Source organism: Mesorhizobium sophorae (assembly GCF_002270415.1).
GTDB classification, from domain to species: domain Bacteria; phylum Pseudomonadota; class Alphaproteobacteria; order Rhizobiales; family Rhizobiaceae; genus Mesorhizobium; species Mesorhizobium sophorae.
Genome location: NZ_NNRI01000007.1, coordinates 245,082 through 265,104, shown reverse-complemented (window position 1 = coordinate 265,104; position 20,023 = coordinate 245,082). Strand labels below are relative to the sequence as shown.

Here is a 20,023-nt window from a genome sequence, read left to right as displayed (position 1 = left end):
GCAGGTCCTATTGAGAATGACCATATGAGACATGCGGCACGGTTCCATCCCGCGCCTCACGCTTTCAGGATCGAGAAAAATGCCCCGTCCAACCACATCCAGCCCATCCCAGCGCATGCTGCGCGTCGCCGAACAGGTGCGCCATGCCTTGTCCGAAACCTTGCAGCGCGGCGAGATCATCGATCCGCTGATCGAGAACACCGTGGTTTCGGTCTCGGAAGTGCGCATGTCGCCCGACCTGAAGGTTGCCACCGCCTTCGTCTCGCCGCTCGGCGCCAAGGATACCGATGCGGTGGTCGAGGCGCTGAACAAGCATGCGAAGTTCGTGCGTGGCCGTGTCTCCGGCGCGCTGCGGCAGATGAAGTTTATGCCGGAGTTCCGTTTCAAGCTCGACACCTCCTTCGACAATTTCGCCAGGATCAACGATCTCTTGAAGTCGCCCGAAGTGGCGCGCGATCTGGGTTCCGAAGGCCAGGACAAAGACGACAACAAGGACACCGAATAGTGGCGCGTCGCGGCAAGAAGAAGGGCCGGCCGATCTCGGGCTGGCTGGTCCTGGATAAGCCGGTCGGCATGGGTTCGACCGAAGCCGTCTCCAAGATCAAATGGCTGTTCCAGGCGGAAAAGGCCGGCCACGCCGGCACGCTCGATCCGCTGGCGTCCGGCATGCTGCCGATCGCGCTTGGCGAAGCCACCAAGACCGTGCCTTACGTGCAGGACGGCGCCAAGATCTATCGCTTCACCGTTGCCTGGGGGCAGGAGCGCTCGACCGATGACCTCGAAGGTCCGGTGACGAAGAGCTCGGACCTGCGTCCGGCGGAAGCCGAGGTGCTTGCGCTGCTGCCTAAATACACCGGCGTCATCATGCAGACGCCGCCGCAATTCTCGGCCATCAAGATATCAGGCGAGCGCGCCTATGATCTGGCCCGCGACGGCGCGACGGTCGACATACCCGCACGAGAGGTCGAGATCGGCCGGCTCGATATTGTCGAGCACGATGCCGACCATACTGTTTTCGAAGTCGAATGCGGCAAGGGCACCTATGTGCGCTCGCTGGCCCGCGACATGGGCCGCGATCTCAACTGTTTCGGCCATATTTCCGAACTGCGCCGGGTCGAGGTCGAGCCGTTCACGCCGCAGGACTTCGTCACCATCGCCGAACTGGAGGCCGCCCGTTTCGGCGTGCCGGGTGAAGACGACCCGGGCGCGACAGATGCCGCTGACACGGTTGAAGCCGCTGGCGCGGTGGCAGCGCCGATCGACTTCGACGCCATCGACGCACTTCTGGTGGATACATCCGCTGCCCTCGACTGCCTGCCGCAGGTCGCCATCAGCGACGACGCGGCGACGAAAATCCGCCTCGGCAATCCGGTCATCATCCGCGGCCGCGACGCACCGGTGGAAGCCGAAGAAGCCTGCGCCACGGCGCGCGGCAAGCTGGTCGCCATCGGTGCCATCGAGCAAGGCATGTTCAAGCCCAAGCGGGTCTTTGCCGGCTGACGGCCAAGGCAATTCCAGGAAAAGCGAGAGCGGTTTTCCGTCCGGAATTGCGACAAAACGAGGTTCTAACTTCAGGTCGACTTTACGCTCGAGGGGCATATGGAAAAGGCCGAGGCGGTGAAAAAGCGGGCGCCGGTGAAGACGCGGCGGCCGCCGGTCGGGGCGTCGCCCGGCACGCTGATCGCCGATCCGGCGGCGCGGCGCTCGGAACTGCGGCTGACCCTCATCTCACCGCAGAAATTCAAGACCATCGAAAATGCCAGCATCGACGACCTGAACACCCATTGCGACAAATGGCCGGTCATCTGGCTGGACTGCACCGGCCTCGCCAACATTCCGCTGATCGAGGAGATCGGCCGCATTTTCAGCCTGCATCCGCTGGCGTTGGAGGACGTCGTCAACACCGGCCAGCGGCCGAAGGTCGACTTCTTCGAGGATCATGCCTTCGTCGTCGTCAGGATGATCGATGATGTCACGTCGCACCGCTACGAGCAGATCGCCGTCTTCTTCGGCAACAACTTCGTCGTCACCTTCCAGGAGCGTGAAGGCGATCCGTTCAATCCGGTGCGCAAGCGCATCGAGAGCTCGGCGCCCAACCGGTTGCGCGCGCGCGGCGCCGACTACCTCGCCTACGCGCTAATCGACGCTGTCGTCGACAGCTATTTCCCGCCGATCGAGGCCGCAGGCGACATGGTCGACGGCATCGAGGACGAAATGCTGCACACGACGCACAAGCATCAGATGCGGCAGCTGCATGAATTGCGGCGCGATGCCAATGTGCTGAAGGGGGTGCTGTGGCCGATGCGCGATGCGCTGGCAACGCTGATCCGCAACGACGTGCCCTATGTGAAGGCTGAGACCAAGATCTTTCTCAACGACACGCTCGACCATTCGCTCAGGCTGATCGAACTGGTCGAAACCCAGCGCGACATGCTGACCGGCCTGATCGAGATGCATCTGTCGCTGAGCCAGGCGCGCACCAACGACGTCATCAGCTACCTCACCATCGTCTCGGTCATCTTCATGCCGCTCACCTTCCTGGTCGGCATCTGGGGTATGAATTTCGATCCGGAGTCTTCGCCCTGGAACATGCCGGAGCTGAAAGCCTATTATGGCTATCCGGCATCGTTGCTGTTCATGGCGCTTGTCGCGTTTGGGCTGATCGCCTTCTTCAAATGGAAGAAATGGCTATAACAAGGATAAAACCTGTCATTTTGGGCTGAAAAGCCGGCTTGTGAATTGGGCTGGTGTTTTCTCGGGAATTGCACTATACGCGCCGCAGCATAGCGCTATGACGCTTTGCTTGCACCGGCCCCTGCTGGACGACATCCCGGCTGAGGGCGACCCGTTTCCTCAAACAGATAAGGAAAAACACGATGTCGATTACTGCCGAGCGCAAACAGGAATTGATGGGTGAATTCGCAACCGCCAAGGGCGATACCGGGTCTCCGGAAGTCCAGGTGGCCATCCTTTCCGAGCGCATCAAGAACCTGACCGACCATTTCAAGGACCACAAGAAGGATAACCATTCCCGCCGTGGTCTGCTCGCTCTCGTCTCCCAGCGCCGCAGCCTGCTTGATTATCTCAAGCGCAAGGATGACGCGCGCTACCAGACGCTGATCGAGAAGCTCGGTCTGCGCCGTTGACGAATTGACCGGCGGGCTTTCTTCGGAGGGCCCGCCGGTCGCGCATTCTGCCAGTCGTATCGACTGGCCAGACCCGGTTTCGAGCGTGCAGAGGGCCACTCGAAACCGCCCATGGACGGTCATGGGGCAGGATTGCAGGACGCTCGCGCGCTCGCCGCGCTGAAATCACCCGAGCTTCCCGTTGTCTTGCCCGTGGCTGCCCGAGAAAGGAAGCCAGGGAAAGGGCATCCGCGCACCGTGAAACGGCGCGGCCCTTTCCGCTTATTAAGGACAAGATATGTTCAATCACCACAAAGTGGAAATCGAATGGGGCGGTCGTCCGCTCATCCTCGAAACCGGCAAGATCGCGCGCCAGGCCGACGGCGCGGTGCTCGCGACCTACGGCGAGACCAAGGTTCTCGCCACCGTCGTTTCGATGAAGGAGCCGAAGCCAGGCCTCGATTTCTTCCCGCTGACCGTCAACTACCAGGAAAAGACCTACGCCGCCGGCAAGATCCCAGGCGGCTATTTCAAGCGCGAAGGCCGTCCGAGCGAAAAGGAAACGCTGGTTTCCCGCCTCATCGACCGCCCGATCCGCCCGCTTTTCGCCGCCGGCTACAAGAACGACACCCAGATCGTCGTCACCGTCGTCCAGCATGATCTCGAGAACGATCCCGACATCCTGTCGATCGTCGCCACCTCGGCGGCCCTGACCCTTTCGGGCGTTCCCTTCATGGGTCCGATCGGCGGCGCTCGCGTCGGCTACATCAACGGCGAATACGTGCTCAACCCGCATGTCGACGAGATGCAGGAATCCAAGCTCGACCTCGTCGTCGCCGGCACCACCGACGCCGTTCTGATGGTCGAGTCCGAAGCCAAGGAACTTGGCGAAGAGCTGATGCTCGGCGCCGTCATGTTCGGCCACAAGGGCTTCCAGCCGGTCATTGACGCCATCATCAAGCTGGCCGAAGTTGCCGCCAAGGAGCCGCGCGACTTCACCGCGCCGGACTATTCCGCGCTCGAAGCCGAAATGCTGAAGATCGTCGAAGGCGAGCTTCGCGATGCCTACAAGAACATCGACAAGCAGAAGCGCTACGCCGCCGTCGACGCCGTCAAGGCGAAGGTCAAGGCCGCGTTTGCTCCGGCTGAAGGCGAAGACGCCAAGTACACGTCCGAGCAGATCGGCGCCGTGTTCAAGGAACTCCAGGCCAAGGTCGTGCGCTGGAACATCCTCGACACCGGCTCGCGCATCGATGGCCGCGACCTCAAGACGGTCCGCAAGATCGTCTCCGAAGTCGGCGTCCTGCCGCGCACCCACGGTTCGGCGCTGTTCACCCGCGGCGAGACCCAGGCGCTGGTCGTTGCCACGCTCGGCACCGGCGAGGACGAGCAGTATGTCGATTCGCTGACCGGCATGTACAAGGAGAAGTTCCTCCTTCACTACAACTTCCCTCCCTACTCCGTCGGTGAAACCGGCCGCATGGGTTCGCCGGGCCGCCGCGAGATCGGCCATGGCAAGCTCGCCTGGCGCGCCATCCGCCCGATGCTGCCGAGCGCTGACCAGTTCCCCTACACGCTGCGCGTCGTTTCGGAGATCACCGAGTCCAACGGCTCGTCGTCGATGGCGACCGTCTGCGGCACCTCGCTGGCGCTGATGGATGCCGGCGTGCCGCTGGCCAAGCCAGTTGCCGGTATCGCGATGGGCCTGATCAAGGAAGGCGAGCGTTTCGCCGTTCTCTCCGACATCCTTGGCGATGAGGATCACCTCGGCGACATGGACTTCAAGGTCGCCGGCACCGCCAACGGCATCACCTCGCTGCAGATGGACATCAAGATCGACGGCATCACCGAGGAGATCATGCAGATCGCGCTTGGCCAGGCCAAGGACGGTCGCCTGCATATCCTCGGCGAAATGGGCCACGCGCTCTCCGGCGCTCGTTCGGAACTCGGTGAGTTCGCGCCGCGCATCGAAGTCATGCACATCCCGACCGACAAGATCCGCGACGTTATCGGCTCGGGCGGCAAGGTCATCCGCGAGATCGTCGAAAAGACCGGCGCCAAGATCAACATCGAGGACGACGGCACGGTCAAGATCGCTTCGTCGAACGCCAAGGAGATCGAGGCGGCGAAGAAGTGGATCCACACCATCGTCGCCGAGCCGGAAGTCGGCGAGATCTACGAAGGTACGGTCGTCAAGACCGCCGACTTCGGCGCTTTCGTCAACTTCTTCGGTCCGCGTGACGGCCTCGTCCACATCTCGCAGCTTGCCAACGACCGGGTCGCCAAGACTTCGGACGTCGTCAAGGAAGGCGACAAGGTCTGGGTCAAGCTGATGGGCTTCGACGAGCGCGGCAAGGTCCGCCTGTCGATGAAGGTCGTCGACCAGGCCACCGGCAAGGAACTCGCCCGCGACAAGAAGACCGAAGGCGAAGAAAACGCCGCCTGATTGGCCTGAAATTGTAAATCGAAACGGGCGCGGCTTATGTCGCGCCCGTTTTCATTTTCAGCCCGTCTTTTCATTCTCAGCCTGTCTTTTCATTCTCAGCCCGTCTTTTCATCCTCAGATTGTCAAGACAGGCCTCGTTTCGAGATCGAACAATGTCCGCCGAGCCGCTGAAGACGCTTTTTCATCCCTTCGAGGCCGAGGCTGTTCCTTTGCCGGGGAAGGGCGATCGCGCCTTGTTTCTCGGCGCTGAACCGGGCTTTCGCTCCCCCGAAGGCTTCGAGGCCTCACTTCACCTCGTACAGGGCTTCCGGCCGCATTTTCGCGCGTTGCAGGCGTCTGGGCTCATCGTCACCGCGCAGGCCGAAGGTGGTGGCTTCGACATGGCACTTGTGCTTGCCGGCCGGCATCGCGGCCTGAACGAATTGCGCCTCGCCGAGGCGCTCGAGCGGGTGGCGCCGGGCGGCTTGATCGTCATTGCCGGCGGCAAGGACGACGGTATCGCCAGCCTGCGCAAGCGCGTCGGCGAACTGGTGCCGCTCGAGGGGCATCTGCCGAAGTATCACGGCATTGCCTTCTGGTTTCGCCGTCCTGCCGATCCGGCCGCTACGCAAAACCTGCGCGCCGCCAATCCCGCTCTGCTGGTCGAAGGCCGGTTCCGCACCGCGCCCGGCATGTTTTCGTTCGACCGGATCGATACCGGCTCGAGATTGCTGGTCGAGAACCTGCCCAATGATCTGCGTGGGAGCGTTGCCGATTTCTGTGCCGGCTGGGGGTATGTGGCTGCCGAGATAGCCGCCCGGGCGCCGGGCATCTCGGCGCTCGACCTCTATGAGGCGGACTTCGCCTCGCTCGAAGCCGCAAAGCTCAATCTGGCAGGGGTTGGCCAGTCGATCACCAGGGATTTCTTCTGGGTTGATCTGCTGAAGGAGCCGGTCGAGAAGCGCTACGACGCGATCGCCATGAACCCACCCTTTCACCGCAGCCGCGCGGCCGAGCCTGAGATCGGCGCCGGCATGATCCGCGCGGCGGCCAAGGCCCTGAAGCCCGGCGGGCGGCTGTTCATGGTTGCCAACCGCCAGCTTCCCTACGAGCCGGTGCTGTCGGCTGCTTTTTCGAGCCATGCAGAGCTCGCCCGCGACGGCATGTTCAAGGTGCTTGTCGCGCGTCGTTAAAGCTTGATCCCGAAAAGTGGGAACCGGTTTTCGAAAAAGATCATGCTCGAGAGAGCAGATGCGGCGCCGCGTTCAATGCAGATTGGCGACGCGCCGCGTCTCGTCGGTAACGTGAGCGTCACCGACCCTGAACCTGAGTGGCGCCGGCCTGCCGAACAGGTAGCCTTGTACCACTTCGCAGCCGGCTGCCCTAAGCAGCGTCGCCTGGCTTTCGGTTTCGACGCCTTCGGCGATGATGCTGACGCCAAGTGCGCGCGAAAGCCCGACGATGGTCGAAACGACTGCGCCAGAGCTGGAGTCCGTGTCGAGGCGGCTGACGAACGAGCGATCGATCTTCAGCTTGCCGAACGAGAAGTCGATCAGGTAGCTCAGATTGGAATAGCCGGTGCCGAAATCATCGACGGCAACCGAGATGCCCATACCTGCCAACTCCTTCAGGATGGTGGCGGCGCGGTCGCGGTCCTGCATCATCGCCGTCTCGGTCACTTCCAGTTCCAGCCGCGACGGCTTGATGCCGGTGCTGGTCATGGTGTCGCGCACGATACCGACGAAGTCCTTGGTCATGAACTGCACGGGCGAGATGTTGACGGCGACGAAGCAGTCTTCGGGCAGATGGCGCGCGTCGCTGCAGGCCTTGCGCAGCACCCATTCTCCGATCGGACCGATCATGCCGGTTTCCTCGGCGATCGGAATGAACTCCATCGGCGGGATCATGCCGCGTTCGGGATGCCGCCAGCGGATCAGCGCTTCATAGCCGACGATGCGGCCGGTCGGGAGATCGAGCTGCGGCTGGTAGTGAAGGTCGAAGTCGCCCCGCTCGAAGGCAACGTTCAACTCGGATTCGACCCACTGGCGATGGTCGGCGACCCTGCCCATTTCTGCGTGGAAGACCGACCAGTTGCCGAGGCCGCTGGCGCGCGCATTCTGCAGTGCCAGATTGGAGCGGCGCAGGATGAGGACGGGATCGACACCGTCCTTTGGCATCGCCACGATGCCCACCGACAGGCTGACCGATTGCATGTGCGTGCTGAGCTCATAGGGCTCCATCATCTCGTCGATGAGCCTCTCGATGGCACTTTCCAGTGACCCTGACACCTGATTGTCGGGGAGGAGGATCGCGAATTCACCGGCGCCGATGCGTCCGATCACCGCGCGTTGCGGCAGGCAAGTCTTCAATCGCTTGGTGAACTCACGGATCAACTCGTCGCCCTGGCTGTAGCCGATGGCGTCGTTGATCTGCTTGAACCGATCAATGTCGATGTCGATGAGGAACACCGGCTCGCCGGTCCGGCTCGTCGCGCATGCCGCCTCGGCGATCTTGCCGACCATCGCCGGGCGTGCCAGCAGGCCGGTCAGCTTGTCGAATTGGGTTTCCTCGAAGACGAAATCCGCCGATTCATCGACGCCGGCGAAGAAGGACATCGCGGCCACCGACGCCGCCAGCGCGCACAGGGCGGCCATCATCGCGACCATCATGTCCGCCGATATCCCGGCAAAACTATCGCTGAGACCATGCTTCAGGCCCCAGAGTCCGAGGACAAAACTGCCGATACCCGAGCTTGCTATGGTGAGCAGCCGGAACACCGGTGTTCGCTTCGGGTTGCTGACGGCCGACATTGAAAGGTCCCCAGAGTACAGGGCTTTCTAGCGGATATGTCCTTAAAATGAGTTTCCGCGAATGCGTCCAATTTTATTGGACCGGAAGTATTTCATGTGCGGACTAAAGCGCGTCGCGTTGAAACGGGCTTAGTCGGCGCATTTTAAGCTTTTGTTTTATGCGCGTCGTCGTCCCAAAACCGCTGCGCACTTTTGGGAGCTAGGTATTAATCTCGCCCGCCATCGGTCTGCTTCAATTCATCGAGCGTCGGCATGGAAACGATGTGATAGCCGGAATCGACATAGTGGATTTCGCCGGTAACGCCCGAAGACAGATCGGACAACAGATAAAGCGCGGAACCGCCGACCTCGTCGATGGTCACTGTGCGGCGCAGCGGCGAGTTGCGCTGCTGGTAGGAGAACATGTGGCGCGCATCGGAAATCCCGGCGCCGGCGAGCGTACGCACCGGTCCAGCCGATATGCCGTTCACCCGGATGCCGCGCGGACCGTAGTCGTTGGCGAGGTAACGCACACTGGCCTCAAGTCCGGCCTTGGCGACGCCCATGACATTGTAGTTCGGCATGACACGGACCGAGCCCGCATAGGTCAGCGTGATCATCGATCCGCCATCCTTCATCAAGGCGGCCGCATGGCGGGCGATCTCGGTGAAGGAAAAGCAGGAGATCACCATGGTGCGGACGAAATTGTCTCTGCTGGTGTCAGCGTAGAGGCCCTTCAGTTCGTTCTTGTCGGAAAAGCCGATGGCGTGGACGACGAAATCAAGCCCGCCCCAGGCATTGCCCAGGGTCTCGAAGGTGGCGGCGACCGAAGCGCTGTCCTCGACGTCGCACGGCACGACCAGCGAGGCGCCGAGCTTGTCGGCGAGTGGCTTGACCCGACGCCCGAAGGCGTCACCCTGATAGGTGAAGGCAAGGTCCGCTCCATGTTCGGACAATTTCCGGGCGATGCCCCAGGCGATCGAATGATCGTTGGCGACACCCATGACGAGCCCGCGCTTGCCCTTCATCAATCCGTCCATGGCCGCCAATCCTTATGAAAACAACGCTGGCCTTATGCGGAATAGCGCTGGAAAATGAGCGTTGCGTTGGTGCCACCGAAGCCGAACGAATTTGACAAAACAGTGTCGATCTTGGCGTTGTCGATGCGCTTTCGCACGATTGGCATGCCCTCGAATTCGGGGTCGAGGGTCTCGATATGGGCGCTTTCGCCGATAAAACCGCCCTGCATCATCAGGATCGAGTAGATGGACTCCTGGACGCCGGCGGCGCCCAGCGAGTGGCCGGTCAGCGATTTCGTCGACGTGATGTACGGCATCTCTTGGCCGAAAACCTCGCGGATCGCGGCCATTTCCTTGGAATCTCCCACCGGCGTCGACGTGCCATGGGTGTTGATGTAGTCGACCGGTGCGGAAACCGTCGCCATCGCCTGGCGCATGCAGCGGACCGCGCCTTCGCCGGATGGCGCCACCATGTCGAAGCCGTCCGAGGTCGCGCCGTAGCCGACGATCTCGGCATAGATCTTGGCGCCGCGCGCCTTGGCATGTTCCAGTTCTTCCAGCACCAGCACGCCGGCGCCGCCGGCGATGACGAAGCCGTCACGATTGGCGTCATAGGCGCGCGAGGCGGCGGATGCACGGTCGTTGAATTTCGACGACATGGCGCCCATGGCGTCGAACAGGTCGGACATCGTCCAGTCGAGGTCCTCGTGGCCGCCGGCAAAGACCATGTCCTGCTTGCCCCACTGGATCAGTTCGTAGCCGTTGCCGATGCAATGCGCCGAGGTCGAGCAGGCCGACGAGATCGAGTAGTTGACGCCGTGGATCTTGAACCAGGTGGCAAGCGTTGCCGATGCGGTCGACGACATCGCTTTCGGCACCGCGAACGGACCGATGCGCTTGGGGCTGCCGTTCTTCAGCGTGATCTCTGCCGCCTCGACGATGGTGCTGGTGGATGGTCCGCCCGATCCCATGACGATGCCGGTGCGCTCATTGGTGATGTCGCTCTCGCTGAGGCCGGCATCCGCGATCGCCTGATCCATGGCGACGTGGTTCCAGGCGGCACCTTTCGACAGGAAGCGCATTGCACGACGATCGATCATGGCGGAAGGATCGAGCGTCGGCGCTCCCCAGACATGGCAGCGAAAACCATGCTCGGCAAAGGAATCGGAGAAGCTGATGCCGGATCTGGCGTCATGCAGCGAGGTCTGAACCTCGTTGGCATTGTTGCCGATCGACGACACGATGCCGAGGCCTGTGACTACGACACGTCTCATTCGCAACTCCTTCCAGGGGTCAGCCGGTGATGCCGGTCAGCCGACCGCCGACTGCTTGGACAGACCGACCTTCAAATCCGTTGCCGCGTATATGGGTTCGCCATCCGCCTTCAGCCAGCCATCGGCAATGCCGAGGACCAGCCGGCCGCGCATCACGCGCTTGAAGTCGATCCCGTACTCGACCTTTTTCACCGAGGGCGTCACCATGCCCTTGAATTTTACCTCGCCTGTCGACAACGCCATTCCCTTGCCGGGTTCGCCGAGCCAGCCGAGATAGAAGCCCGTCAATTGCCACATCGCGTCGAGGCCGAGGCATCCGGGCATGATCGGATTGCCGATAAAATGGCAGGCAAAGAACCACAGGTCCGGCTTGATGTCGAATTCCGCGCGGATGAAGCCCTTGTCGAAGGCGCCGCCTGTCTGGCTGATCTCTGTGATGCGGTCGAACATCAGCATGGGCGGATAGGGAAGCTGGGCATTGCCCGGTCCGAACAGTTCGCCGCGGGCGCAGGCCAGCAATTCGTCGTAGTCGTAGCTGGATTTCGAACCCGCCATCAATTTCGTCCCCACATCGTTCCGGGCTATCGGGCGCCCTTGTCGTTGGTTTCCTAACACAATCTGTTTCAGGCCGGAAACCGGCGTTTGCGCTTAACCTGCTCGTCTGCTCGGGTCAATGCGCGCTATTGATCGCATTCGGACGACAGAATATATGTCAGCAGGGGTCCGGTTTCGGCAGACATTCATTTTTTTGCCATTCTGGGCGTGTCTTAGGGCGGAACTGTGGGGTTCGACGAGAAGATGGGCCTGGACGGTCAGAAGGAAAATGTCGCTGTGGACAAGCGGGTCCGTGAAGCCGGCCTGAGGCCGACGCGCCAGCGCATTGCGCTGGCCGACCTGCTTTTCGCCAAGGGCGACCGCCATCTGTCGGCCGAGGAACTGCACGAGGAGGCGGTCGCGGCCGGCGTGCCGGTGTCGCTGGCCACCGTCTACAATGCCCTTCACCAGTTCACCCAGGCGGGCCTGTTGCGCATCCTCGCCGTCGAGGGCGCGAAGACCTATTTCGACACCAACACCTCCGACCACCACCATTTCTACATCGAAGGTGAAAACCGCATATTCGACATCGACAGCGGTCCGGTGACGGTTGCCAACCTGCCGGAGCCGCCGGAGGGGATGGAGATCGCCAATGTCGACATCGTGGTGAGGCTGCGCCCCAAGCGCTGCGAATGACCGGCGAGGCCCGAATAAACGGCAAGGCCGGAATGATCGGCCAAGAATGATCGGCCAGGAATGAAACCCCTCGACCTGACAATCTGGCTCGAATGGGCCATCGTTGCGGTGGCTGCCGTCGTCTTCTACGCTTCAACTGGTATAAGCTGGTGGCTCTTCGGATTGCTTATCCTGGCGCCAGACCTGTCTATGTTCGGCTATCTGGCGGGGCCGCGCGTCGGTGCCCTTGCCTACAACGCCTTGCATATCCTGATCGTGCCCGTGCTGCTGCTGCTGGCCGGTCATCTGTCCGGCAAAGCGACCGCGACGGCGGTTGCATTGATCTGGATCGCCCACATCGCCATCGATCGTGCGCTGGGCTACGGTCTGAAGCTGTCAACCGGCTTTCAGGACACGCATTTGGGCCGTATCGGCCGCTAAGCGGCTGTTTGGAAACTCTTTGGTCCGGAACGATCGTGGTCAAACGGTCAAAAGATCAGTCCTTGACCCGTTCACCGGGATAGGCGCCCCAGACAAGCGACTGAGCGAGCCAGCCGGTGTGGCCCTCGAACGTCATTTCGCACCACTGGCCGTCGCAGGACTTGATCGTGCCCATGACGCCAGGCTCGACCATCGCGACCACCCTTGCGTCCTGTTCAGGGCTGTTGAGAAGGTTCACCTGGGCGCCCTTGCCGCGCTGCCACGGGGCGACGATTGCGGTGCGCCGGCCGGAAAGCAGCGACTGGTTGATCCAGCCCTCCGAACCGTCGGCGTCGCGCACGCGGCGCCATGTATCGAATTCCTGGATGATCTCCATCGGCAGGCCGGCCTTCATATACATCCAGTCGACCGAGTAGTTGGCGCCGGGGCCGACGCGCGAGTTGACGCGGCCGGATTTCAGGCTGACGAATCGCGGCAGCGGCAGACCGCTCGGGCCGAGCGTGACGACGCTCTGGGCAGGTGCTGCCGCACTCTGCGCCGCGGCAAGCGGAGAATGAAGCAGAGCGCCGAGAAATGCTGCACTGAGGGTCAGGCGAAGCGACGCGAAACCAGACACTTTCATTCCTTTCGGCGCTTGCCTTGGCGCCCCTTTTTCTTTGTCTTCGGCGGCACTGCTTGTTACATGGGGTAATCGGCACCGCGACCGGCTTTCAGTTTCGCCGGTCTTGGTTAAAGAGGTCTCAACGAGATCGGGGTACGAGGAAACAATGGTAGGCAAAAAGAAGCCTCTCGTGGTCATCACGCGAAAGCTGCCCGATCCGGTAGAGACCCGCATGCGCGAACTGTTCGACGCCCGGCTGAATGTCGAGGACAGGCCGATGACGCAGCCGGAATTGGTCGCGGCGGTCAAGGAAGCCGACGTGCTGGTGCCGACGGTGACCGATCAGATCGACGCGGCGCTGCTCGCCCAGGCCGGCGACAATCTCAAGCTGATCGCCAATTTCGGCAATGGCGTCGACAAGATCGATGTCACGGCGGCGGCCAAGAAGGGCATCACCGTCACCAACACGCCCAATGTGCTGACCGAGGACACCGCCGACATGACCCTGGCGCTGATGCTGGCGGTGCCGCGGCGGCTGGCGGAAGGCGCCAATGTGCTCACCGGCGACAAGAAATGGGCCGGCTGGTCGCCGACCTGGATGCTTGGGCGCCGCATCTGGGGCAAACGGCTCGGCATTGTTGGCATGGGGCGCATCGGCACCGCGGTCGCGCGGCGCGCCAAGGCCTTCGGCCTGTCGATCCACTACCACAACCGCCATCGCGTGCTGCCGGCCGTGGAAGACGAGTTGGAGGCGACCTATTGGGAAAGCCTCGACCAGATGCTGGCCCGCATGGACATCATTTCGGTCAATTGCCCGTCGACACCGGCGACCTTCCATCTGCTTTCGGCGCGGCGGCTGGCGCTGCTGCAGCCTACGGCCTATGTCGTCAACACCGCACGCGGCGACATCATCGACGAAGAGGCGCTGGTGAAGATGATCCAGGACGGCAAGCTCGCCGGAGCCGGCCTCGACGTGTACGAGCACGAGCCGGCACTGAACGGGAAGCTGCTGAAGCTCGCCGCCAAGGGCAAGGTCGTGCTTCTGCCGCATATGGGCTCGGCAACGCTCGAAGGCCGCATCGACATGGGCGAAAGGGTCATCATCAACATCCGCGCATTCGTCGACGGCCACCGGCCACCGGATCGCGTGCTGCCGCTCAGAACCTGACGCCAGCCTTCGAACGAAAGTCCAGGCTTACGCAAGGACCTTGCGCATGGTGATCGAGGTCGGCCTGACGTAGCCCTCATGCGCCGTCCGTTCGGTCACGTGAAAGCCGAGGCGGGCAAAGGCGGCATGGTTTCCGGTCAGCTCGATCCGCGTCTGAAGTTCGACCGCAGCCTTGCCGCGGCTGCGGGCAAGGTCCTCGACCGCCAGCATCAGCCGCCGGCCAATGCCTTGTCCCTGACAATCCGGCGCGACGGCGAGCTTGCCGACGTAAAACTCCGCTGTCCTTTCATGGGCAAAAACGCAGCCGACGATCCTGTCCCCCTCGAACGCCACGAAGCCGACCTCCTGCCGCGCCTTGTCGCGCAAGGTGTCGGCGGTCAGCAGGTGCGCCGAGGAGGGCGGGTCGATGACACCGTCCATGGTGGCGAACGCGTGCATGATCAGTGCGAGCATATCGTCCCAATGGTCGAAATCGGCCGGGATCTTCATGACGGTGACAACTTCGGCCCGATCCACGATGTCAGCTTCTCTTGTAGCGGATCGTATCGAACCGCGCGGCCAGCCCATCATAGAGCAGCAGCCGGCCGACCAACGGCTCGCCGATGCCGGTGATCAGCTTGATCGCCTCCATCGCCTGCAGCGTGCCGACGACACCAGTCAGCGCACCAAGCACGCCGGCCTCGGCACAGGACGGCACCAGGCCAGGCGGCGGCGCTTCCGGAAACAGATCGCGATAGCCCGGATTTGGCACCCCGTCCTTGCCGTCTTCGAACGGCTTTAGCACGGTCACCGAACCATCGAAGCGTCCAACGGCGGCGTGCACCAGCGGTTTCCTCTCGCTCGCGCAGGCGTCGGCCACCGTATAGCGGGTTTCAAAATTGTCGGAACCGTCGACGACGATGTCATAACGGGCGACGAGGGCAGCGGCGTTGTCCGCGGTCAGCCGGAACGTATGTGTCTCGACAGCGGTGTTGGGATTGATGCGCGCGATTGCCGCCTTGGCGCTATCGGTTTTCAGCATGCCGACGGTGTCGGTGCCGTGAATGACCTGGCGCTGCAGGTTGGAAAGCGACACGGTATCATCGTCGATCACGCCGAGCGTGCCGACCCCGGCGGCGGCAAGATATTCGAGCACCGGCGCACCCAGCCCGCCGGCGCCGATCACCAGCACTCGCGCCCGCTTCAGCCTCTGCTGGCCGGCGCCACCGACCTCGGGCAGCACGATGTGGCGGGCATAGCGTTCGATCTCTTCGTCGGTCAGGGCGGCAGCGGTCATTGCCGGACCATATAGCGGCTGAAAAACCTTGTCAGGAGCCAATGCATGTCGCCCAAAAGTGTAATGCGGTTTTGGGACCAACGACATGCACAACCCGATGCATGTCGCCCAAAAGTGTGAAGCGGTTTTGGGACCACGACATACGTAGACAAAGATCTAGATCGTTGGCCCAACCGTGCCGTGGTCGACAGTCAGGAATTGCGCACGTCCCTTGAGACTGGAAAACAGCGCCGCATCGGTTCCGGTCATGAACGCCTGGCAGTTCAGGTCTTCGAGGATGGAAAACAGCGCCGCGCGCCGCCCGCCATCCAGATGCGCGGCGATTTCGTCGAGCAGCAGGATCGGTGTCATGCCAGACATCTCGCCGGTTAGCCGGGCGTGCGACAGGACGATGCCGACCAGCAGCGCCTTCTGCTCACCCGTCGAGCAAAGTTCGGCCGGCATCGACTTGGGACGGTGCCGAACCACCAGATCCGAACGGTGCGGTCCCTCAAGCGTGCGCCCGGCGGCGCGGTCGCGGTCACGACCTTCTGCAAGCGTCCGGCGGAACCGCTCCTCGACGTCGACCGCCGGCGCGATGGCAATCTCGGCCTCAAGCTCACCCGAAAGGCCGATATCGGCCTGCGGAAACGGTCCGGTGTCGGGCAGCCTGTCGATCATCGCGGCCAGCAGGCGCACCATCTCGGCGCGTGCAGCAGCGATCGCCACACCGGTTTCGGCCATTTGTGTCTCGATCGCGTCGAACCAGCGGTCGTCCCGGGAGCCTTCAGTAAGCAACCGATTGCGGCCGCGCATCGCCTTTTCGTAGTCGATTGCGCGCTGGCCGTGCCCGGGATCGATCGCCAGCACCAGCCGATCGAGAAAGCGCCGGCGATCCGCGGCTGGTCCGGTGAACAAGGCATCCATCGCCGGCGTCAGCCACACCACGCGCAGCCACTCCAGCATCTCCTCAGCCGATCGCGCCGAAGCGCCGTTGATACGCACCCGCCTGCCGCCTTCGCCGGCACTGTCGCCACCTGAAATGCCCGTACCGATCTCGACCTGGCCGTCGGGCCCATCGAGCCGGGCGTGCAGGGCAAAGCCGCCGTCGCCGCCTTCGCGCGCGACATCCGCATAAGGCGCGCGGCGCAAGCCGCGTCCCGGCGTCAGCAAGGAGATCGCTTCGAGAAGATTGGTCTTGCCCGCACCGTTATCGCCGGAAAAGACCACGGCACCCGGCGCCAGGTCGATCGCCAATCCCGCATAGTTGCGGAAATTAGTAAGTGTAAGCTTACTTATGTGAGTCTGTGCCGGCAACCGCTATCCGCCTATAGAGCGGTTCGTCGTTTCAAGGAAACGCAGACCTGCTCTAACTCTTTGTTTTGACGCAATTCCGGGCGGAAAACCGTTTCATATTTTTCCTGGAATTGCTCTGGAAGTCGCCGCAACCATAATTCTCGCTGCCGGTCCAGTAGCAGGCCGGATTGGTGACGCCGCGCCGGCTAGACCCGCATCGGCATCAGCACGTAAAGCGCGGTCTCGTCGGCCATGTCGTGGATCAGAGTCGGCGAACCCGCGTCGGCCAGCATGAACTTGGCCTCCGTGCCGGTCAGCTGCGCGGCAACGTCGAGCAGGTACTTGGCGTTGAAGCCGATCTCGATCGGATCGGAGGAATAGTCGGCGGCCAGCTCCTCGGTGGCACTACCTGAATCCGGATTGTTGACCGCAAGCGTCACCTGACCGTCGCTGATCGAAAGCTTCACCGCGCGGCCGCGTTCGGAGGAGATGGTCGAGACGCGATCGACAGCGGCAGCGAAACTCTGGCGGTCTATGATCAGCCTCTTGTCGTTACCGGTCGGAATGACCCGCTGATAGTCCGGGAAGGTGCCGTCGATCAGCTTCGAGGTCAAAACCACGCTGCCGATGGTGAAGCGGATCTTGGTGTCCGACAGTTCGGTGGTGACCGCGACATCCGGATCGTCGACCAGCTTCTGCAGCTCGCTCACGGTCTTGCGCGGAATGATGATGCCCGGCATGCCCTCGGAACCCGCCGGCGCGTCGATCTCGGCGCGTGCCAGGCGGTGGCCGTCGGTCGCCACCGAGCGCAGCTTCAGCTTGCCGCCGACCTCGTGCGTGTGCAGGTAGATGCCGTTCAGATAATAGCGCGTCTCTTCGGTGGAGATGGCGAACTGGGTCTTTTCGATCAGGCCCTTCAGGGCAACTGAGTCGAGACGGAAGATATGCGAGAAGGATCCGGCCGAAAGCTCGGGGAAGTCGGATTGCGGCAGGCACTGGAGGCGGAAGCTCGAACGGCCGGACGTCACCGTCATGGCGTTGCCGTCCTCGTCCGTCTTCAGCATCACCTCGGCGCCGTCGGCGAGCTTGCGCACGATGTCGTAGAGCAGATGTGCCGGAACCGTCGTCGCCCCGCCGCGCTCCACCTTGGCGGGTGTCGCTTCCGTCACCTCCAGGTCGAGGTCGGTCGCCTTCATTTCGAGGCTGGCGCCCTCGGCGCTGAGCAGCACGTTGGACAGGATCGGTATGGTGTTACGCCGCTCGACGACACGGTGGACGTGGTTGAGCGACTTCAGGAGATTTGACCGTTCCAGGATAACACGCATGACGAAACAGGCTCGCTTGAATGAATGACGGGTCACCAGTAAGCGGCGCCCCGCGAAAGGTCTGAACAGGCTCAGAATCTGCGTAAACTGACAGGAAAAAACCAGCAAACGCAAGCCCGCGCCACCGGTTCAGGCCGGCTACGCGGGCTTTCTGGGGATAAAGGCCACGAAGTCCGCGAGCCGGTGTCGCAAAACCAAATTCCGGATCGCCCCCAGGCGACACCACGAACCCATTTCGGATCCAGGACCGCACCGGCAAGTCATTGAATTCCGGTGCTGTTCTGGTTCGTCTTCGCCCGACCGGTCAGGCCTGGTCGTTGATCAACCGCCTCAGGAGCTCGAGTTCCTGCGCCAGCGTATTGTCGTTGCCCGAAAGGTCCTCGATCTTGCGAACGGCGTGCAGCACCGTGGTGTGATCGCGGCCGCCGAAACGCCGTCCGATCTCGGGCAGGGAGCGCGGCGTCATCACCTTCGACAGGTACATGGCCACCTGCCGCGGCTTGACGATGGTGCGCGTGCGCCGGTTGGACAGCAACTCGGTCTTCGACACGTTGTAGTGGCGCGCGACGATGCGCTGGATGTCCTCGATACGAACCCGCTTCGGCTCGCCGGTGCGATAGATGTGGCCGAGGATCTCGTCGATACGGTCGATGGTGATCTGCGGTTCGAAGGACTGGCGGAACAGCAGCTGATTGAACGCCCCTTCCAGCTCGCGTCCGCTGCCGGTCACGGTGCGGGCGACGTGATTGAGGATCTCCTCCGAAATATTGAGCGATGCGTCATCGACCCTTGCGGTGGCAAGGCGCAAGTTGAGCATGCCAAGGCGCATGGCGAAATCGGGCGCCGACATTTCAAGCGCGACGCCGCCATTGAGGCGCGACCGGACCCGCGGTTCGAGCGACTCCAATTCCGACGGCGGCCGGTCGGCGGCAACGACGACTTGCTTGGCGCTGTCGAGCAACATGTTGATCAGGTGGCAGAATTCATGCTGGATCGACTTGCCCTGCAGGAACTGCATGTCGTCGATGATGAGCAGGTCGATGTCGCGCAGCTGTTCCTTGAGCGTCAGCGCATTGTTGTCACGGATCGCGGTGGCAAAGCGCCACATGAAATACTCGGCCGTGAGATAGACGACGCGCGACTTGGGGTTCTGCTTCAGCGATTCCGCGGCGATCGCCTGCAACAGGTGTGTCTTGCCGAGCCCGACGGTTGCGTGAAGGAAAAGCGGGTTGAAGCGCACCGCGCTGGACTGCGATTCCGCAACTGCCTTGGCGGCGGCGAAGGCCACCCGGTTCGACGGTCCCTCGATAAAGGAGCCGAATGTGTAGCGCGGATCAAGCGGCGAGCCGAGCACATTGTGCCGGAACTCGCTCTCGACCGGTGTGCCCGGACGCGGAGCCGGTGCGCGCTCAGTCCGGCCGGGGCTGACAGTGCCGGCGGCGAGCGCCGTCTGCGTCTGCCGCGTCATCTTGGCTCGCGCAGGCGCCACTTCCGGCTCGGCATGGCTGTGCCCCTGGCGGGTCGCCGTCCGCACAACGATCTCGATCTTGAGGAGATCGGGATCCTCCTGCTTCCACAACTCGGAAATGAGGTCGAGATAGTGACCGTTGATCCATGAGCGCAGGAAAGCGGTGGGCACCGAGATGCGGATGATGCCCTTGGAAGCCTCCGCGACCTTCATGCGGCCGAACCAGCTCGAATAGACTTCAGTTCCCAGGCGCGCCTTCAACTGGGTCTTGACCCGGTCGAACTTCTGTTCCGCGTCGCTGGACACCGCCATGTCGTTTGCTCCGGTCAAAGTTCCAGGAAATGGGAGGTCGCCCGTAAGCTCCCGTTCGATGCCGCTCTGCATGGTCTCTTCCTTGTCTTTCCGTACCCTGTTCCACCGGGGATGCGCCCCTGCACCCGTGTCCCGGCAACTGCGTCTTCGCTACGATGCCTGCTGCCGCCGCCGGCAGATGACATCGCCAATATTCGGGGGAAACCGGTGCCGGCCCATGGAAGCCAGTCCGCGTTGGGTATGTCTGGGCAATACGACACCATCCGGCGAAAAGTGCGCCGGCGCGCCGTCTACCTGCCATGTCTAGTTACGCCAG

The 20,023-nt window shown here is 62.4% G+C and carries 19 protein-coding genes; 9 read left to right on the top strand and 10 right to left on the bottom strand.

Annotation, left to right across the window (positions count from 1 at the left end; translation table 11 throughout):
* The first annotated feature begins 79 nt into the window (after positions 1 to 79).
* The 6 genes from rbfA (at position 80) to CGZ66_RS05680 (ending at position 6,743) form a co-directional block, all read left to right on the top strand.
* Positions 80 to 505 carry a 30S ribosome-binding factor RbfA gene (rbfA, locus tag CGZ66_RS05705; protein ID WP_095082415.1) on the top strand — a complete coding sequence of 142 codons (426 nt, stop codon included), beginning with the start codon at positions 80 to 82 and terminating at the stop codon, positions 503 to 505.
* Positions 505 to 1,500: a tRNA pseudouridine(55) synthase TruB gene (gene truB / locus CGZ66_RS05700; RefSeq protein ID WP_095082413.1), complete on the top strand. Its 996-nt coding sequence runs from the start codon at positions 505 to 507 to the stop codon at positions 1,498 to 1,500. Before rbfA ends, truB begins: the two co-directional genes overlap by 1 nt.
* Positions 1,501 to 1,599: 99 nt before the next feature.
* A complete protein-coding gene (corA, locus tag CGZ66_RS05695; RefSeq protein ID WP_095082411.1) occupies positions 1,600 to 2,694 on the top strand; it encodes a magnesium/cobalt transporter CorA in 1,095 nt (364 codons plus the stop codon).
* Between the two features lie 182 nt (positions 2,695 to 2,876).
* A complete protein-coding gene (gene rpsO / locus CGZ66_RS05690) occupies positions 2,877 to 3,146 on the top strand; it encodes a 30S ribosomal protein S15 (RefSeq protein ID WP_006202929.1) in 270 nt (89 codons plus the stop codon).
* A 277-nt stretch (positions 3,147 to 3,423) separates the two neighbouring features.
* The gene (gene pnp / locus CGZ66_RS05685) at positions 3,424 to 5,571 is read left to right on the top strand and encodes a polyribonucleotide nucleotidyltransferase (protein WP_095082409.1); all 2,148 of its coding nucleotides are present in this window, start codon (positions 3,424 to 3,426) and stop codon (positions 5,569 to 5,571) included.
* A gap of 152 nt (positions 5,572 to 5,723) precedes the next feature.
* Complete coding sequence (locus CGZ66_RS05680) at positions 5,724 to 6,743, top strand: class I SAM-dependent methyltransferase (protein ID WP_095082407.1); 1,020 nt, start codon at positions 5,724 to 5,726, stop codon at positions 6,741 to 6,743.
* Positions 6,744 to 6,815: 72 nt separating this feature from the next.
* On the opposite strand, the gene CGZ66_RS05675 is transcribed toward CGZ66_RS05680, so the two are convergent.
* The 4 genes from CGZ66_RS05675 to fabA form a co-directional block, all read right to left on the bottom strand.
* Positions 6,816 to 8,360, bottom strand: coding sequence for a putative bifunctional diguanylate cyclase/phosphodiesterase (locus CGZ66_RS05675; protein ID WP_095082405.1), 1,545 nt, complete (start codon positions 8,358 to 8,360; stop codon positions 6,816 to 6,818).
* 206 nt (positions 8,361 to 8,566) lie between these two features.
* Complete coding sequence (gene fabI, locus CGZ66_RS05670; protein WP_095082403.1) at positions 8,567 to 9,379, bottom strand: enoyl-ACP reductase FabI; 813 nt, start codon at positions 9,377 to 9,379, stop codon at positions 8,567 to 8,569.
* A 32-nt stretch (positions 9,380 to 9,411) separates the two neighbouring features.
* Entirely contained in the window at positions 9,412 to 10,632 is a 1,221-nt protein-coding gene (gene fabB, locus CGZ66_RS05665; protein WP_095082401.1) for a beta-ketoacyl-ACP synthase I, read from the bottom strand.
* Positions 10,633 to 10,668: 36 nt separating this feature from the next.
* Positions 10,669 to 11,187: a 3-hydroxyacyl-[acyl-carrier-protein] dehydratase FabA gene (gene fabA / locus CGZ66_RS05660; RefSeq protein WP_095082399.1), complete on the bottom strand. Its 519-nt coding sequence runs from the start codon at positions 11,185 to 11,187 to the stop codon at positions 10,669 to 10,671.
* Positions 11,188 to 11,430: 243 nt separating this feature from the next.
* Between fabA and irrA the strand changes: the two genes are divergently transcribed.
* Both irrA and CGZ66_RS05650 read left to right on the top strand, forming a co-directional pair.
* Positions 11,431 to 11,862, top strand: a complete 432-nt coding sequence (gene irrA, locus CGZ66_RS05655; protein ID WP_167392014.1) for an iron response transcriptional regulator IrrA — start codon at positions 11,431 to 11,433, stop codon at positions 11,860 to 11,862.
* Between the two features lie 60 nt (positions 11,863 to 11,922).
* Entirely contained in the window at positions 11,923 to 12,282 is a 360-nt protein-coding gene (locus CGZ66_RS05650) for a DUF4260 domain-containing protein (RefSeq protein ID WP_095082395.1), read from the top strand.
* Between the two features lie 55 nt (positions 12,283 to 12,337).
* Here the strand turns inward: CGZ66_RS05650 and CGZ66_RS05645 are convergent, their stop codons facing one another.
* Entirely contained in the window at positions 12,338 to 12,898 is a 561-nt protein-coding gene (locus CGZ66_RS05645; protein ID WP_095084275.1) for an SH3 domain-containing protein, read from the bottom strand.
* Positions 12,899 to 13,049: 151 nt separating this feature from the next.
* On the opposite strand from CGZ66_RS05645, the gene CGZ66_RS05640 reads away from it, so the two are divergent.
* Positions 13,050 to 14,051 (top strand): 2-hydroxyacid dehydrogenase, encoded by a 1,002-nt coding sequence (locus CGZ66_RS05640; RefSeq protein WP_095082393.1) that lies wholly within the window; start codon positions 13,050 to 13,052, stop codon positions 14,049 to 14,051.
* A 27-nt stretch (positions 14,052 to 14,078) separates the two neighbouring features.
* Here the strand turns inward: CGZ66_RS05640 and CGZ66_RS05635 are convergent, their stop codons facing one another.
* The 5 genes from CGZ66_RS05635 to dnaA all read right to left on the bottom strand — a co-directional run bounded on the left by CGZ66_RS05635 (position 14,079) and on the right by dnaA (position 19,779).
* Positions 14,079 to 14,540, bottom strand: coding sequence for a GNAT family N-acetyltransferase (locus CGZ66_RS05635; protein ID WP_425352281.1), 462 nt, complete (start codon positions 14,538 to 14,540; stop codon positions 14,079 to 14,081).
* Positions 14,541 to 14,571: 31 nt separating this feature from the next.
* Complete coding sequence (locus tag CGZ66_RS05630) at positions 14,572 to 15,327, bottom strand: molybdopterin-synthase adenylyltransferase MoeB (protein ID WP_095082389.1); 756 nt, start codon at positions 15,325 to 15,327, stop codon at positions 14,572 to 14,574.
* A gap of 156 nt (positions 15,328 to 15,483) precedes the next feature.
* Entirely contained in the window at positions 15,484 to 16,623 is a 1,140-nt protein-coding gene (gene recF, locus CGZ66_RS05625; RefSeq protein WP_095082387.1) for a DNA replication/repair protein RecF, read from the bottom strand.
* 185 nt (positions 16,624 to 16,808) lie between these two features.
* On the bottom strand, positions 16,809 to 17,927 hold the full coding sequence (gene dnaN, locus CGZ66_RS05620) for a DNA polymerase III subunit beta (protein ID WP_095082385.1): 1,119 nt from the start codon (positions 17,925 to 17,927) through the stop codon (positions 16,809 to 16,811).
* Between the two features lie 304 nt (positions 17,928 to 18,231).
* On the bottom strand, positions 18,232 to 19,779 hold the full coding sequence (dnaA, locus tag CGZ66_RS05615; RefSeq protein WP_095082383.1) for a chromosomal replication initiator protein DnaA: 1,548 nt from the start codon (positions 19,777 to 19,779) through the stop codon (positions 18,232 to 18,234).
* Between the last annotated feature and the right edge of the window lie 244 nt (positions 19,780 to 20,023).

Bases quoted from the DNA above. Each gene is read 5' to 3' on its own strand.
- rbfA (WP_095082415.1), top strand. From the start codon at position 80: ATGCCCCGTCCAACCACATCCAGCCCATCCCAGCGCATGCTGCGCGTC.
- corA (WP_095082411.1), top strand. From the start codon at position 1,600: ATGGAAAAGGCCGAGGCGGTGAAAAAGCGGGCGCCGGTGAAGACGCGG.
- rpsO (WP_006202929.1), top strand. From the start codon at position 2,877: ATGTCGATTACTGCCGAGCGCAAACAGGAATTGATGGGTGAATTCGCA.
- pnp (WP_095082409.1), top strand. From the start codon at position 3,424: ATGTTCAATCACCACAAAGTGGAAATCGAATGGGGCGGTCGTCCGCTC.
- CGZ66_RS05680 (WP_095082407.1), top strand. From the start codon at position 5,724: ATGTCCGCCGAGCCGCTGAAGACGCTTTTTCATCCCTTCGAGGCCGAG.
- CGZ66_RS05675 (WP_095082405.1), bottom strand. From the start codon at position 8,360: ATGTCGGCCGTCAGCAACCCGAAGCGAACACCGGTGTTCCGGCTGCTC.
- fabI (WP_095082403.1), bottom strand. From the start codon at position 9,379: ATGGACGGATTGATGAAGGGCAAGCGCGGGCTCGTCATGGGTGTCGCC.
- fabB (WP_095082401.1), bottom strand. From the start codon at position 10,632: ATGAGACGTGTCGTAGTCACAGGCCTCGGCATCGTGTCGTCGATCGGC.
- fabA (WP_095082399.1), bottom strand. From the start codon at position 11,187: ATGGCGGGTTCGAAATCCAGCTACGACTACGACGAATTGCTGGCCTGC.
- irrA (WP_167392014.1), top strand. From the start codon at position 11,431: ATGGGCCTGGACGGTCAGAAGGAAAATGTCGCTGTGGACAAGCGGGTC.
- CGZ66_RS05650 (WP_095082395.1), top strand. From the start codon at position 11,923: ATGAAACCCCTCGACCTGACAATCTGGCTCGAATGGGCCATCGTTGCG.
- CGZ66_RS05640 (WP_095082393.1), top strand. From the start codon at position 13,050: ATGGTAGGCAAAAAGAAGCCTCTCGTGGTCATCACGCGAAAGCTGCCC.
- CGZ66_RS05635 (WP_425352281.1), bottom strand. From the start codon at position 14,540: ATGAAGATCCCGGCCGATTTCGACCATTGGGACGATATGCTCGCACTG.
- CGZ66_RS05630 (WP_095082389.1), bottom strand. From the start codon at position 15,327: ATGACCGCTGCCGCCCTGACCGACGAAGAGATCGAACGCTATGCCCGC.
- dnaN (WP_095082385.1), bottom strand. From the start codon at position 17,927: ATGCGTGTTATCCTGGAACGGTCAAATCTCCTGAAGTCGCTCAACCAC.
- dnaA (WP_095082383.1), bottom strand. From the start codon at position 19,779: ATGCAGAGCGGCATCGAACGGGAGCTTACGGGCGACCTCCCATTTCCT.